Source organism: Gilliamella sp. CG35, assembly GCF_046635745.1.
GTDB classification, from domain to species: Bacteria; Pseudomonadota; Gammaproteobacteria; order Enterobacterales; family Orbaceae; genus Gilliamella; species Gilliamella apicola_I.
Genome location: NZ_JBIDFH010000012.1, coordinates 1 through 13,940, shown reverse-complemented (window position 1 = coordinate 13,940; position 13,940 = coordinate 1). Strand labels below are relative to the sequence as shown.

The 13,940-nt window shown below is 35.0% G+C and carries 13 protein-coding genes and 1 CRISPR repeat array; of the genes, 11 read left to right on the top strand and 2 right to left on the bottom strand.

Annotated features, from left to right (window positions below):
- Window position 1: 1 nt before the first annotated feature.
- The 4 genes from ACGH4F_RS06865 to ACGH4F_RS06850 all read left to right on the top strand — a co-directional run bounded on the left by ACGH4F_RS06865 (window position 2) and on the right by ACGH4F_RS06850 (window position 4,763).
- A complete protein-coding gene (locus ACGH4F_RS06865; protein ID WP_411590580.1) occupies window positions 2-1,090 on the top strand; it encodes a microcin C ABC transporter permease YejB in 1,089 nt (362 codons plus the stop codon).
- Window positions 1,090-2,121 carry an ABC transporter permease gene (locus ACGH4F_RS06860; RefSeq protein WP_411590579.1) on the top strand — a complete coding sequence of 344 codons (1,032 nt, stop codon included), beginning with the start codon at window positions 1,090-1,092 and terminating at the stop codon, window positions 2,119-2,121. Before ACGH4F_RS06865 ends, ACGH4F_RS06860 begins: the two co-directional genes overlap by 1 nt.
- A complete protein-coding gene (gene yejF, locus ACGH4F_RS06855) occupies window positions 2,118-3,836 on the top strand; it encodes a microcin C ABC transporter ATP-binding protein YejF (protein WP_411590578.1) in 1,719 nt (572 codons plus the stop codon). The genes ACGH4F_RS06860 and yejF overlap by 4 nt, the downstream gene beginning before the upstream one ends.
- A gap of 66 nt (window positions 3,837-3,902) precedes the next feature.
- The gene (locus tag ACGH4F_RS06850; RefSeq protein WP_411590577.1) at window positions 3,903-4,763 is read left to right on the top strand and encodes a hypothetical protein; all 861 of its coding nucleotides are present in this window, start codon (window positions 3,903-3,905) and stop codon (window positions 4,761-4,763) included.
- 52 nt (window positions 4,764-4,815) lie between these two features.
- Here ACGH4F_RS06850 and frdD read toward each other — a convergent pair whose 3' ends face one another.
- Together frdD and ACGH4F_RS06840 are read right to left on the bottom strand one after the other, a co-directional pair.
- Window positions 4,816-5,172, bottom strand: coding sequence for a fumarate reductase subunit FrdD (frdD, locus tag ACGH4F_RS06845; RefSeq protein WP_411590575.1), 357 nt, complete (start codon window positions 5,170-5,172; stop codon window positions 4,816-4,818).
- A 14-nt stretch (window positions 5,173-5,186) separates the two neighbouring features.
- A complete protein-coding gene (locus tag ACGH4F_RS06840) occupies window positions 5,187-5,624 on the bottom strand; it encodes a hypothetical protein (RefSeq protein ID WP_411590574.1) in 438 nt (145 codons plus the stop codon).
- 872 nt (window positions 5,625-6,496) lie between these two features.
- Between ACGH4F_RS06840 and casA the strand changes: the two genes are divergently transcribed.
- Genes casA through cas2e form a run of 7 tightly spaced genes read left to right on the top strand, consistent with a single transcriptional unit; the run spans window position 6,497 to window position 12,461 of the window.
- Entirely contained in the window at window positions 6,497-8,065 is a 1,569-nt protein-coding gene (gene casA, locus ACGH4F_RS06835; protein WP_411590572.1) for a type I-E CRISPR-associated protein Cse1/CasA, read from the top strand.
- Between the two features lie 26 nt (window positions 8,066-8,091).
- Entirely contained in the window at window positions 8,092-8,709 is a 618-nt protein-coding gene (casB, locus tag ACGH4F_RS06830) for a type I-E CRISPR-associated protein Cse2/CasB (protein ID WP_411590571.1), read from the top strand.
- Between the two features lie 5 nt (window positions 8,710-8,714).
- Window positions 8,715-9,830 (top strand): type I-E CRISPR-associated protein Cas7/Cse4/CasC, encoded by a 1,116-nt coding sequence (gene cas7e, locus ACGH4F_RS06825; RefSeq protein ID WP_411590569.1) that lies wholly within the window; start codon window positions 8,715-8,717, stop codon window positions 9,828-9,830.
- Window positions 9,831-9,842: 12 nt separating this feature from the next.
- Entirely contained in the window at window positions 9,843-10,565 is a 723-nt protein-coding gene (gene cas5e, locus ACGH4F_RS06820) for a type I-E CRISPR-associated protein Cas5/CasD (protein WP_411590568.1), read from the top strand.
- Window positions 10,566-11,237 (top strand): type I-E CRISPR-associated protein Cas6/Cse3/CasE, encoded by a 672-nt coding sequence (gene cas6e / locus ACGH4F_RS06815; RefSeq protein WP_411590567.1) that lies wholly within the window; start codon window positions 10,566-10,568, stop codon window positions 11,235-11,237.
- A gap of 10 nt (window positions 11,238-11,247) precedes the next feature.
- On the top strand, window positions 11,248-12,165 hold the full coding sequence (cas1e, locus tag ACGH4F_RS06810) for a type I-E CRISPR-associated endonuclease Cas1e (RefSeq protein ID WP_267351532.1): 918 nt from the start codon (window positions 11,248-11,250) through the stop codon (window positions 12,163-12,165).
- 2 nt (window positions 12,166-12,167) lie between these two features.
- The gene (gene cas2e / locus ACGH4F_RS06805; RefSeq protein ID WP_220216475.1) at window positions 12,168-12,461 is read left to right on the top strand and encodes a type I-E CRISPR-associated endoribonuclease Cas2e; all 294 of its coding nucleotides are present in this window, start codon (window positions 12,168-12,170) and stop codon (window positions 12,459-12,461) included.
- A gap of 84 nt (window positions 12,462-12,545) precedes the next feature.
- A CRISPR array of direct repeats spans window positions 12,546-13,307; the repeat unit is 29 nt; unit sequence GTGTTCCCTGTATACACAGGGATAAACCG.
- Window positions 13,308-13,940 lie beyond the last annotated feature (633 nt).

The window sequence follows — 13,940 nt, the reverse complement described above, 5'->3', positions numbered from 1 at the left end:
TATGCTCAATTATCTAATTCGTCGATTGATATTCATTATTCCAACACTGTTTGTTATTTTAACGATCAATTTTTTTATTGTACAAGTAGCTCCAGGTGGCCCAGTTGATCAAGCCTTAGCGATGATAGAAAATGATGCCAATGGTGGACAAAGTTTGTTACCCGGTGGTGAAAGCACTGCATCATCTTCGCTGCATCAAAAAAATGAGTCAAATTATCGAGGTGCTCGAGGACTTGATCCCCAAGTTGTGGCGATGATTGAAAAACAATTTGGCTTTGATAAACCCCTTTTTGAACGTTACATTGATACGCTCAAAAATTATCTTTCCTTTGACTTTGGTAATAGTTTTTTTAAAAGTGAATCGGTTTTAGGATTGATTGCTAAAAGCTTGCCTGTTTCGATTTCTTTAGGGCTTTGGAGTACGTTAATCGTTTATATGATTTCTATCCCTTTAGGTATTCGTAAGGCGGTTAAAGATGGTTCTGCATTCGATTTTTGGTCAAGTATGTTAATTATCATTGGTTATGCAATACCTGCTTTTTTACTAGCTGTTTTATTAATTGTATTGTTCGCCGGTGGCAGTTATTGGGATATTTTTCCGCTTCGAGGATTGATATCAAATAATTTTGACCAACTCGATTTTTGGGGAAAAGTAAAGGATTATGCTTGGCATATCTGTTTGCCAACCATTGCTATGGTGATCAGCGGTTTTGCTTCGTTGACGATGTTAACAAAAAATCTATTTTTAGATGAAATTCGAAAACAGTATGTTATTACTGCGCGTGCTAAAGGCTTAAGCGAAAGACAAATTTTATATAAGCATGTTTTTCGTAATGCGACATTATTGATTGTTTCAGGCTTTCCTGCTGCATTTGTTGGCATTTTATTTACCGGTTCGTTGTTAATAGAGATTATCTTTTCGCTTAATGGTCTAGGATTATTAGGCTACGAAGCGATTATACAACGTGACTATCCGGTAATTTTTGGTTCACTTTATATATTTACCTTAATTGGACTCATCACTAAATTGTTATGTGATCTATCTTACATGGTGATTGATCCACGTATTGACTTTGAGGCTCGTAATTAATGACCACTCACTATTCTATTAATCAACAACGTTGGCAACGATTTAAACATAATCGTCGTGGTTATTATTCGCTTTGGTTATTTTTGATTTTTTTTGTTATTAGTTTATTTTCAGATTTTATCGTTAATGACAGACCAATTTTTATCAAATACCAGAATAACTATTATTCACCTATTTTTCATTTTTATCCGGAAACTGAATTTGGTGGACAGTTTGAAACGCAAACTAACTTTTTAGATCCTCAAATACAAGAAAAAATAGAACAAAACGGTTGGATGTTATGGCCACCTTTTCGTTATACCTATAATACATTAATTTACGATACTAACAGTACCTTTCCGACGCCACCTTCTGCATTGCATTGGCTAGGGACAACAGATGCAGGTTTTGATGTTCTAGCCAATATTTTATATGGTTTTCGAATATCGATGTTTTTTGCTATTCTTTTAACACTTTTTACCACGATTATCGGCATCATCATTGGGGCTATACAGGGGTATTATGGTGGTAAAGTCGATATGATTGGGCAACGTTTCATCGAAATTTGGAGCGGATTACCTGTCCTATTTGTCATTATTCTTCTTGCAAGCATTTTACCGCTTAATTTTTGGTGGTTACTAGGTATTACTGTTTTGTTCGGTTGGATGGCATTAGCTGGCATAGTAAGAACAGAATTTTTACGTACACGTAATTTTGATTATATCCGTGCAGCAAAAGCAATGGGCGTTAGAAATTATAAAATTATGTTTCGTCATATTTTACCTAATGCCATGGTGGCAACTTTAACCTATTTACCGTTTATTCTTTGTGGCTCAATTACCACATTAACATCGCTTGATTTTTTAGGCTTTGGTTTACCGATTGATTCACCATCGTTAGGCCGTTTATTACTACAAGGCAAAAATAATTTGCAAGCACCATGGCTTGGCATTAGCGCTTTTCTAATTATTGCAACGTTGCTTTCCCTTCTGATTTTTATTGGTGAAGCCGTAAGGGATGCATTCGACCCAAACAAAGGAGTGTATCGATGAGTTTACCTTTATTATCTGTACAAGATTTAAGTATTGCATTCAAAAGACAAGCTCATCTCACTTCGCAAGTGGTCAGTCATATCAGTTTTGATATTCATGAACAAGAGACACTTGCATTAGTTGGGGAATCAGGATCGGGTAAAAGTGTGACAGCACTGTCAATTCTACGCTTATTGCGTAACGAACAAGTGATTTACCCAACTGGGGACATTTTGTTTGAAGGAAGCTCATTACTGCATGCCAGCGAAAAATCACTTCGTAAAGTACGAGGTAATCAAATCAGTATGATCTTTCAAGAACCAATGGTATCACTTAATCCATTACATACTGTTGAAAAGCAGCTTTATGAAGTTTTATCATTGCATCGAGGCATGCGACGTAACGAAGCCAGAAGCGAAATATTGCAATATCTTGATCGGGTTGGAATCAAAGAGCCTAAAAATAAATTGTCAGCTTATCCTCATCAATTATCAGGAGGAGAAAGGCAACGAGTTATGATTGCTATGGCAATATTAACACATCCTAAACTATTAATTGCTGACGAGCCAACTACGGCTTTAGACGTTTCTGTACAGGCGCAAATTATTCAGTTACTAAAAGAATTAAAAACAGAACTGAATATGAGTATGCTATTTATTTCGCATAATCTAAGTATTGTAAAAAAATTAGCGGATAAAGTGGCGGTAATGCAACAAGGTCAAATCGTTGAATATAATAATAAACAACGTATCTTTTTACGTCCGCAACATCCATATACTCAAACATTATTAAACTCTGAACCGAGTGGTGAACCTATCGTTTTACCTGAAACACCGGGAATACTGCTTAGTGTTAATCATTTAAATGTTGAGGTGACAACGCAAAAACGCTTATTTAGCAGTAAAAAGAAAAAAATTGTTGATAATGTCGGTTTTGTCATTCATCAAGGTGAAACCGTGGGGCTGGTTGGTGAATCAGGCTCAGGTAAAAGCACAACGGCAATGGCGATACTTCGGTTAATAAAATCTGACGGTGATATTTTATTTGATGGTCATCATATTGATCATTTAACCGCTAAAAAATTACTCCCGTTCCGTAGTCGTATTCAAGTGGTGTTTCAAGATCCTTTTTCATCGCTAAATCCTCGTTTTAATGTTGAGCAGATTATTAGTGAAGGATTGTTAACCCATAAAAAACTAAGTAAATCTGAACGAGAACAAGCTGTGATTGATATCATGCTTGAAGTTGGTCTTGACCCAAAAATGCGTTTTCGCTATCCAACAGAGTTTTCAGGAGGGCAACGTCAGCGCATTGCTATTGCCAGAGCATTGATTTTGCGACCAGAATTACTCATCTTAGATGAGCCAACCTCATCTTTAGATCATACAATTCAGCAACAAATTATTTATTTACTTAAATCATTGCAACAAAAGTATCAACTGAGTTATCTTTTTATCAGCCATGATTTAAGCGTAATTTATACTATGTGTCATCATGTTGTTGTTATGAAAGAAGGAAAAATTGTCGAACAAGGATTGTGTGAAAAAGTCTTTTCTGAACCTGAAAATGAATATACAAAAACCTTGTTATCTTTTTTCGATAAACCGATGAAGCTAAAAGCAAAAAATAAAACACTGATTTATTCAGATAAAATCAATGAACAAGAAGAAAAAGAAAATAAAAAACTAAAAAATCAAGTCAATTGGGCAGACGCGTTGTTGATGCGAAAAGAGTAATGATAAAAATTAACGCATTAACACGCATTTTTAAAAATTATCTTAAATTAACTTTATCAATAAATTATGCAAAAACGAAGACTACCTTTTTTTATCGCACCATTATCCATATTGTTTTCAACTAATGTCATAGCACTGAATTGTCGTGATGATATTACTCAAAATCAAGTTGAAGCCAATAATTATATCTTCCAACTTTATGATTATCTTGATACACCAGCAACGGGAATAAAGCAAGAAATCAGAACGACAACGACCCAAAAAATAGGGATGCAGGAGAATGAAACGAATGCCAATCATTCATTAGAATATGATCCAAACGGACTAATTACGTTAAGTCATTATGAGCTGTATTCTGCTCAAAACAAACGATTATATTCTGAACATCTCCAAAAAATAAATACTGGTTGGGAAAATATTATCGAAGATTTTGAAGATAAAACTAACAGTATAACTCAGTTTACGACTGATAAAGACGGTAAAATTATTCAGTCTCATCAAGTTAAAAAAGCGGTTGATTTTATTTTTATTCAAAATGATAGTTATCAATATGATACCAATCATTGTTTGATTAATAAAAATGTGCACTGGCAACTTAAAGAAACGGATGAGCAGGGTAACTATACCGGTAATGATTTGAATGGTGTTTCATTATTTACGTATGAATATCAAGATCAAAAACTCGCAAAAGTAGTGACTCAATTTAGTAATGGTTTAAGCAATGAAAGTGATTTTTCTTATCAATATGAAAATAATCGCTTAACGTCAATTCAATCTACTAATTTTACAGACGGTAAGGAGTCAGCTAACTATATAACTCAATTACTCACCGTCAATGATAAAAAAGATTGGCTTTCAGCAAATAGAGTAAATAAACTTCAACCAGATAAGCAAGTGAACGTCGTTAGACAAATCACTTATTATTAATCTTGAAACCATTAGCGTTATCATCTAATAACGCTAATCGCAATTTCAATTATTATGTTCTGACAAACAAAATAAAAATAGCGTGAATCGTCCATGCCAGCGCCAAACCAAAAGTTAACAGTTTTTCACGTTTAGGATGAATATTAAACTGGTGCAAAATCGTTAAAATTTGTTGTAATGCGCACCAAATGGGTAAGCATATCATCAACAGCAAAAAGATTTTACCCGGTTCGCTACTAACTAATTTTAAAATATAGGAACGAGTTTGAGCATCGCCAAAAGGAATAATCAATCCAATGATAATCATCACAACCGGAACAAAAACAGCTGCCCACGTACCGCCTAAGGCATATAATCCTTTGATAACAGGATTATTCGAACGTTTAGTTTCTGATTCTTGAATTTTCATGATTTAAACACCACTCATCTTAATATCAATTTAATTAATAACACTGATACGGCAATTGTGATTATCCATAAACAAGCGATAAGTAACCAAGCTTGAGTTTGCTTATTATCAGTCGTTAATGATAATGCTTTAGGGACTTTTATAAACCAAATTATGCTATGTAATAGTGCCGACAAGAGTGCTACACAATTAAGTGCAACCACAACGGGTTTTTGTAAAAAGAAGATAAAGCGGTAAAATTCATCTTGTCCAACCGTATTCGTGTACATACAAACTACCCCATAAGTTAAAACAAAACTGATCCATAACATTGAAAACGGCGTTATTTTGCTAATGATCGAAAAAATCAAGGATACCTTGGTTTTTACCTGCCCATTATCAAGCTGATGAGAATTGTCTAGGGGATTTTGATGATTATTTAGTGGAAATTTAGTGTTATTTTTAGGATTCATAACTCTCTCAACATTAGATTTATCTACCAGCTTTTACATTTTATATCAGTTTCATAATAGCTTTTAACAAGCAATTATAGTGGCAAACCGACTTGATGTCGCTAGTTTAATATAAGTAATGTTAAAGATTTTACCGTTCAGAGGTTGCACATAATGTGCGTGATTTTAATTATTAGAAAGCTATGCAAGAAAAGATTAAATTAATAAATAATACAAGCTATTAAATGCAAATTTTTTAAAAATTTGTAGTGGATCACATTTCTAACATTAATTTATCGTAAAATATGTAATTATTTGGTTAAATAAGGTTAATTTGTTTTTAATATGAAAATCCCCACGGTAGTGGGGAACTGATTGTAATTTTTATCTTTCGCTGGTTTAACCCTATTAAAATAAGGAACATTAAATACTATATCATAAAAACACTGAGATAGTAATTTGGAATAAAAATTTTACCTTTATCTTTCGCCTTTTATTTTTGTTGCGATAATTTTTTATTGCAGTATATTAATCATGGTTGGTTACAAGATAGCCAATAGGTTTGGCGTTTCATGTAACCCTAATGGATTAGTGCTCCATGAGTATACATGTATTGCTAATATTATCAGTCATTAATTTCAGGAGAAAATATAATGAAATTAATTGAATTTATATTAGATAAATTTTCTAAATTACTGAATAGTATTAAATTTAAAAAAATATCATTGGTTTTTAGATTCAGAAAAAAAACAGATAAAAATAAAAATCGCAGTTATACATTCAGTTTTGAAATCAACAAATCAAATTTTTAATGTGTTGATTTTTTACGATCTGAAAACGATAATCGGTCTCAGATCGTAACATCGATTTTATATGAAATTAAGGAGTAAAATTTGTCTACTTTATCTTTATTAGACGAAAACTGGATACCAGTTGTTCATTTCGATGGTCATCTTAGTAAAATTCAACCTAGCCAACTGGTTGATGAAACCATTTCAGATTTAGCTTATTTAAGACCCGATTTTCAAGGTGCGGCTTACCAGTTTCTTATTGGTTTATTACAAACCACACTATCACCCGAAGATAATTCAGAATGGCGAAAATATTGGAATAATGGTTTTTCATCACAGCAACTAACCGAAGCGTTTGAACAAGTCAGAATTGCCATGCAATTTGGCGCAACAAAACCCTCTTTTATGCAAGATTTTGCTAAATTGGAGGGTAAGAAAATACCTATAACGAATTTATTAATTGACGCTCCGGGTGAGAATGCATTGAAAAAAAACACCGATCACTTTGTTAAACGTGGTTTTGTCAAAGTGATGTGCCCACATTGCGCCGCCATAACCCTATTCACTTTGCAAACTAATGCTCCGTCGGGTGGTCAAGGACATCGGGTAAGTTTGCGTGGTGGAGGGCCTATCACGACTTTAATCATGCCTGAACTGAATAAACCGACTCCTTTATGGAAAAAATTGTGGCTGAATGTGATCCCTTTAGATGATGAAGAAAGACCACAGCAGTTTGATGCATCAGTCTTTCCATGGTTAGCCGCAACGAAAACTAGTGAAAAGCCAAAAAATTTAAGTTTATTTCCTGAACAAGCTAATTACTGTCAAGCTTTTTGGGGAATGCCTCGGCGAATTGAGTTAGATTTTCACCAAACTGAGCAAGGGCAATGTGACATTTGTGGTGAATTCTCAACACAACTAATTACACAATATCAAACCAAAAATTATGGCATTCAATATCAACATTGGCTACATCCACTAACGCCCTATCGCACAAATAAAAAGACCGGCGAGCAACTTGCGATTAAAGGGCAACCGGGTGGCTTAGTATATCGAGATTGGTTAGGTATGGTAAGTGCCAATGATGATATGCATTCGGCTAGAGTGGTTACCACTCATCTTGATCGAAACTTTAAAGATAAACAACACTATCATTTATGGTGTTTTGGTTACGATTTCGACAATATGAAAGCACGTTGTTGGTATGAACACACATTCCCAGTCTACCCCGATTTGGCAGATCCAAACAGTGATTTAAAAGAGATAATCGCTCAAGCTTTAGCACTCAGTAAAGATTCATTACCGATTTTGCGTAAAGCAATGACGGCAATTAATAAGCACTCAACTTCAACAAATAATCAGTCAATTTCAATTGATATTGCCTTCTGGAAAGAGACAGAATTGCCATTTTATCAGTTGGTAAAACAATTAATAACATCAAAAGATAATCCTAGTGGTCGGCAACCATTGTTAGCTGATTTCGCTAAGACATTATTACATTATATTATCCAAGTTTATGATAAAGCTGCTTTTGGTGATCCTGACCAGTCTTTTAATTATTCAAAAGATAAAAAACCTAATCAAGTGGTTTGTAAAGAAATTAGTGGTAGAGAAAATTTAATCAATAAATTTAATAAATTGAAAAATAGAAAGTTAAAAATTAGCAAATAACTTTGATTACGTATAAGGAGAATAACGTGTCAAAATATCTTATAAAAAAAAACCTCATTCTTAATGATGATCACAAAGCAATCATTATTAAATGGTTTTCTAAGTTACAGGTTCAAGAATGTTATTTCTTTGGTAAAGCATACAATGGTTTAAAGTTACGTGCAGAGCTGAAAAGATCATCTTTACCTAATGGAGTAATGCTCAAAGAAGGTTATTGGTTATTAGCTAATCAGTTATTTGAAGAAAAGAGTTCTCTAATCGCTTCAGATAATCATCATCAAGCACTTGCAATTTTTGTTGCTGTTGCCGTTTTTGTTAAAGCTAATAATGAAAATGCTTCTTTTGCATCTCAATTAAGTGAGAAAAACCAAAAAAATGAACGAAGTATCATGTCTTCTTTGCGTTTTAACCAACTTCTTGCAAGTGATACAGAAGAAGAGTTTTGCCGACGTTTAATTCGTGCTGTCAAATTGCGTGGTGATGGTGGTGTAAATCTCTTTTCACTTGCTGACAGTATCTTTTTATGGGTTAAAGAGAAAAATAATCGTCAAAAAAATTTATTAAATAATATGGAACCATTTAAACGTAATTCTGTTCGTTGGGCAATGGATTACTATTCGACCGAAAAATCAATTAAGGAATAACTATTATGAGTACATTTTTACAATTACATTTATTAACTGCTTATGCACCTTCAAATTTAAATCGTGATGATTTAGGTCGTCCGAAAACAGCTAAAATGGGAAATAGTGAACGTTTACGTATTTCTTCTCAGAGTTTAAAGCGTGCTTGGAGAAAATCAGACTTTTTTACTGAGTCACTAACTGAAAATATAGGTGTTCGTTCTCGTAAATTTATTACTGAATGGGTTTATAACCATATGAAAGACAATGGATTATCAGAAGAGCTAGCAAAATCATGTGCGATAAAAATAAGGGAACACTTTCAAAAAAATAAAAAAGAAAATTCAGATGATGAAACTGATAAAAAAACAGAAAAAAAGGAAAAAAAATCCGAAGAATCAAAAGTAAACTTCGATATGGAGCAACTTATTCATATTAGTAATAATGAACAACAGGAAATAAAAAGACTAGTTGCACTATTAATTAATCAGAAAAGAGAACCTACCCAAGACGAATTGAATAAATTAATTAAAACTCGTCAAGAAAATAGTAGCATTGATATTGCACTATTTGGTCGCATGTTAGCGGGTAAAACAGAATTTAACATTGAAGCTGCTTGTCAAGTTGCTCATGCTTTAAGTGTGAGTGCAATTTCTATCGAAGATGATTTTTTTACTGCTGTTGATGATTTAAATGATAAAGGAAAAGATGCGAGTTCAGGGCACTTAGGCGAACGTGGATTTGCCTCGGCACTGTTCTATACTTATATATGTATTAGTCGTGATCTACTCCTTGATAACTTAAATGGTGATGAAGCATTGGTTGAAAAGACACTAAAAGCATTAACTGAATCCGCTATAAAAGTGGCGCCAACAGGCATGCAAAATAGCTTTGCATCACGTGCTTATGCCTCTTATTTATTGATTGAAAAAGGTACTCAGCAACCACGTTCACTTGCTGTTGCTTATTTTAATCCTATCCGTAGCCAAGATATGGTGAATGATGCTATTACAAGATTAGAGCAACAATTGGATAAGTTTGATCAAGTTTACGGTCAATGTGCGGATGATCGCTACAAACTCAATATTGAAAGTGGAGAAGGGACACTTGCAGCTGCATTAACGTTTGTTGCGGAAAAATAAGGAGCAGTCAAGATGATAAAACATCTTATTTTTCAGATTTATGCACCGCTCACATCGTGGGGGGAACCGGCTGTTGGCGAAGTTCGCCACAGCAATATTATTCCTTCCCGCTCGGCTGTATTAGGTTTTTTGGCGGCAGCATTAGGTATTCGGCGTAATGATGAATGTATTGATGCTTTCAATCAGCATTATTTTATTGCTTCTCGTCCTTTTATTGTTAAAGGAAGTTGGTTGTATGATTTTCATACTGTTCAATTTCCAATCTCTAAAAGCAAAAATTCTAAAAAGGTTGATGAGGAAGATTTTAATACTTTGGTAACTCATCGTGAATATTACAACGATATCTATTATCAAATTGTTATTACCGAAACAAAAGGCGCTCCTTATACTGTAGAGCAGATAAAGCAGGCATTATTAACGCCTGTCTTTCCGCTTTATGTGGGCAGGAAAAATTCGCCATTGTCATTGCCATTAGCGCCGGTGATTTACGAAGGGTTACTTAGTGATGCTTTTGTCTTCGCTAATGACCATTATCGAAAATATCACCAATATGATTCAATCCTTAAAGATTTAATTGATAGTGATGCTAACGAATATTACTGGGATCATCCTGATCAAGAAGCGCATTTTGACGTAATGAAAATACAACTTCGACAAGATCAACCCATTAACAGGAAGCATTGGCAATTTATCAATCGTCAGCAATATACAGGACACTTAAAAAGGAGCGAATAGATGTATTTTTCGAAAGTCGAGCTAAAACTTGAACGGCTTCCTTATGCGATGCAACAAAAATGGTTTTCTGCTGGTGAATATGCTATGCATCAATGGTTATGGCAACTGTTTCCTGATGAAAATAAACGTCCATTTTTATTTCATAAAGATCAAAAGACTAAAAAACCTCTGTTTTATCTTTTATCTGAAGTTGCACCGCTTACCAATCATGAATTATTTAAAATCAATACAAAACCTTATGCACCGCAATTAACAACAGGGATGAAGTTAAGTTTTTTATTACGTGCCAATCCTGTTGTCATGAAACAAGGAAAACGATGTGATGTGATGATGAACGCTAAGTATCAGGCTAAACAACAGGGATTATCATCGAATGAGATCAAAGCTCAGCAATATCAAGCGGCCATAGATTGGTTGATTAAGCAAAGTGAAAAGCGTGGATTTTCATTACAGCAAAATAATCATTCAGCAGTCTGCTGTAATGTTATCAGTTACAACCAACATCTACTTAATAAAAAGTCAGAGCTTAAACCGATTAGTTATAGTAGTGTTGATTTTGAAGGGGTTTTAACTGTTACTGATCCAAAACTATTTTTAGCTACACTTTATCAAGGTATTGGTAAAAGCAAAGGGTTTGGCTGTGGGCTATTTTTAATCAAACACTGTCAATAGGATATTTAATATGGTGTATGTTCCACTAAATCCTATTCCTTTAAAAAATAGAACATCAATGATCTTCCTACAATATGGACAAATTGATGTTTTAGATGGTGCTTTTGTATTAATAGATAAAACAGGCGTTAGAACCCACATTCCCGTTGGTTCTATTGCTTGTATCATGCTTGAGCCCGGTACACGAGTATCACATGCAGCGGTTAGATTAGCCGCAACTGTGGGGACACTGTTAGTCTGGGTAGGTGAGGCTGGCGTCAGAATGTATTCGACAGGTCAGCCCGGGGGAGCCCGTTCAGACAAATTACTTTATCAAGCAAAATTAGCTTTGGATGATGAGCTTCGTCTAAAAGTTGTCAAAAAAATGTTTGAACTGCGATTTGGTGAGCCGGCTCCTAGCCGACGTTCTATTGAACAATTACGAGGTGTTGAAGGCGCTCGTGTACGTGCAACTTATGCATTACTAGCCAAAAAGTATCGTGTTAAGTGGCATGGACGTAAATATGATCCCAAAGATTGGCAAAAAGGCGATACGGTCAATCAATGTATCAGTGCTGCCACTTCTTGTCTTTATGGTATTACCGAAGCAGCGGTTTTGGCAGCTGGTTATGCACCAGCTATCGGTTTTGTGCATAGCGGAAAACCGCTCTCGTTTGTTTATGATATTGCCGATATTATAAAATTTGATACAGTGGTACCCAAAGCGTTTGAAATTGCTGCTAAAAATAGAGCTGACCCTGATCGTGAAGTGCGCATTGCTTGTCGCGATATTTTTAGAAGTCAAAAAACATTGACGACATTAATTCCACTGATTGAAGAGGTATTATCCGCTGGAGGTATTGAACCTCCACCGCCTCCTGATGATGTACTACCACCTGCGATTCCAGAACCTCAATCACTTGCCGATAGTGGCTTTAGGAGCCATTAATCATGAGTATGTGTGTTGTGGTGACTGAAAATGTCCCACCTAGATTAAGAGGACGCTTAGCTATTTGGTTATTAGAAATCAGAGCTGGTGTTTACATAGGTGATATTTCCAGACCGGTAAGGGAGATGATTTGGCAACAAATCATCGAGCTTGCTGAAGAAGGGAATGTTGTACTTGCTTGGGCAACCAATACTGAGTCTGGATTTGACTTCCAAACTTATGGTACTAACAGAAGAGTGCCGGTAGAACTCGATGGACTCAGGTTGGTATCTTTTTTACCTATTGAAAATCAATAAGTTAAAGTTCTTTAAAAATTAAAAAAATCTGGTAGAATTTCGTGGTCGCTATAAGTTTAAATAAAACAAATAGCTACGTTTAGAGTGTTCCCTGTATACACAGGGATAAACCGAAGGTAACTATATTATAGTCATGGGTGAGCGTGTGTTCCCTGTATACACAGGGATAAACCGAGTTTGAAAAATGGGAACCAGGTATTTATCAGGTGTTCCCTGTATACACAGGGATAAACCGCGTCTAGTTGCAAATCAGGGGATGAGCTAAAAAGTGTTCCCTGTATACACAGGGATAAACCGGGAAATAAATCATGAGTTTACGAGAAATTATAGTGTTCCCTGTATACACAGGGATAAACCGATCGCGATCCCGTTTAATGCGGTTGTGGGGATGTGTTCCCTGTATACACAGGGATAAACCGCTATAGCATCAGTCGGGCACCACCCCCAACCAGTGTTCCCTGTATACACAGGGATAAACCGTTCCTGCAAACGAGCTGATCAATGAGCAAACTGTGTTCCCTGTATACACAGGGATAAACCGTCACATTGAGCGAGGTCATTTTTAAATTTCATGTGTTCCCTGTATACACAGGGATAAACCGGTGAAAATTAAGATTAAGATTAACTTTAACTAGTGTTCCCTGTATACACAGGGATAAACCGATTTGGACGTCGGAACGTTCGGGGACAAGTTGGTGTTCCCTGTATACACAGGGATAAACCGACTGGAATGATATCAAAGGTGGTGGTTATTGGGTGTTCCCTGTATACACAGGGATAAACCGGATATTCGTCCGACCGACACAGTAAAACGTCTGTGTTCCCTGTATACACAGGGATAAACACATTAGCGAATGGTCATTTTTAGGTTTTCTTTTATAAGCTTTAATAACCGATATACCTTCAATTTACACTCTTCTAGACTAATAAATAGTAGTTAGTACCAAGCTTAATCTTAAACACTTAACATTGCTATCTTTATAATTTAATTAGAAAATCATTCTAAAAAACTTGCATTAAATGGTAAAACAATGTAGTTTACATATTTAAAAAAAGTTATCAAAATTTATATTTCAAAATAATTAAAAACAAAACCTATAATTTCTAGGAATGATATGGATATAAGGCAGCTGTTTTCGGATTGTTTCAACGTGCAATCAAATAACCGATTACCCATTTATGGTAATTTCTGGCATTTTCATGATGATTGGTATCTCAATTTACAATCATCATCTTGTCAATTCGCTAACTCTTTTCTTGCTATTAATAGCTCACCAATCATACCCACAAAACTCACTTACAACATTATTATCACAATAATATTGGACTGTCTAAATAACAGGCATAAAGTCCGACAAATGCGAAATATACAGGAGTAACCCATGGCGAACAAAATAACCAGCCTTATCAATCAAGTCGGTGAAAGTTTACTGAATGAATTAACGGGCGAGGTAAGCCACAACCGCTACACCTTAACGG

What these genes read in the sequence shown, in the direction of transcription:
- ACGH4F_RS06865 (WP_411590580.1), top strand. Translation starts at nt 2, where the DNA reads ATGCTCAATTATCTAATTCGTCGATTGATATTCATTATTCCAACACTG.
- ACGH4F_RS06860 (WP_411590579.1), top strand. Translation starts at nt 1,090, where the DNA reads ATGACCACTCACTATTCTATTAATCAACAACGTTGGCAACGATTTAAA.
- yejF (WP_411590578.1), top strand. Translation starts at nt 2,118, where the DNA reads ATGAGTTTACCTTTATTATCTGTACAAGATTTAAGTATTGCATTCAAA.
- ACGH4F_RS06850 (WP_411590577.1), top strand. Translation starts at nt 3,903, where the DNA reads ATGCAAAAACGAAGACTACCTTTTTTTATCGCACCATTATCCATATTG.
- frdD (WP_411590575.1), bottom strand. Translation starts at nt 5,172, where the DNA reads ATGAAAATTCAAGAATCAGAAACTAAACGTTCGAATAATCCTGTTATC.
- ACGH4F_RS06840 (WP_411590574.1), bottom strand. Translation starts at nt 5,624, where the DNA reads ATGAATCCTAAAAATAACACTAAATTTCCACTAAATAATCATCAAAAT.
- cas7e (WP_411590569.1), top strand. Translation starts at nt 8,715, where the DNA reads ATGAGTACATTTTTACAATTACATTTATTAACTGCTTATGCACCTTCA.
- cas5e (WP_411590568.1), top strand. Translation starts at nt 9,843, where the DNA reads ATGATAAAACATCTTATTTTTCAGATTTATGCACCGCTCACATCGTGG.
- cas6e (WP_411590567.1), top strand. Translation starts at nt 10,566, where the DNA reads ATGTATTTTTCGAAAGTCGAGCTAAAACTTGAACGGCTTCCTTATGCG.
- cas1e (WP_267351532.1), top strand. Translation starts at nt 11,248, where the DNA reads ATGGTGTATGTTCCACTAAATCCTATTCCTTTAAAAAATAGAACATCA.
- cas2e (WP_220216475.1), top strand. Translation starts at nt 12,168, where the DNA reads ATGAGTATGTGTGTTGTGGTGACTGAAAATGTCCCACCTAGATTAAGA.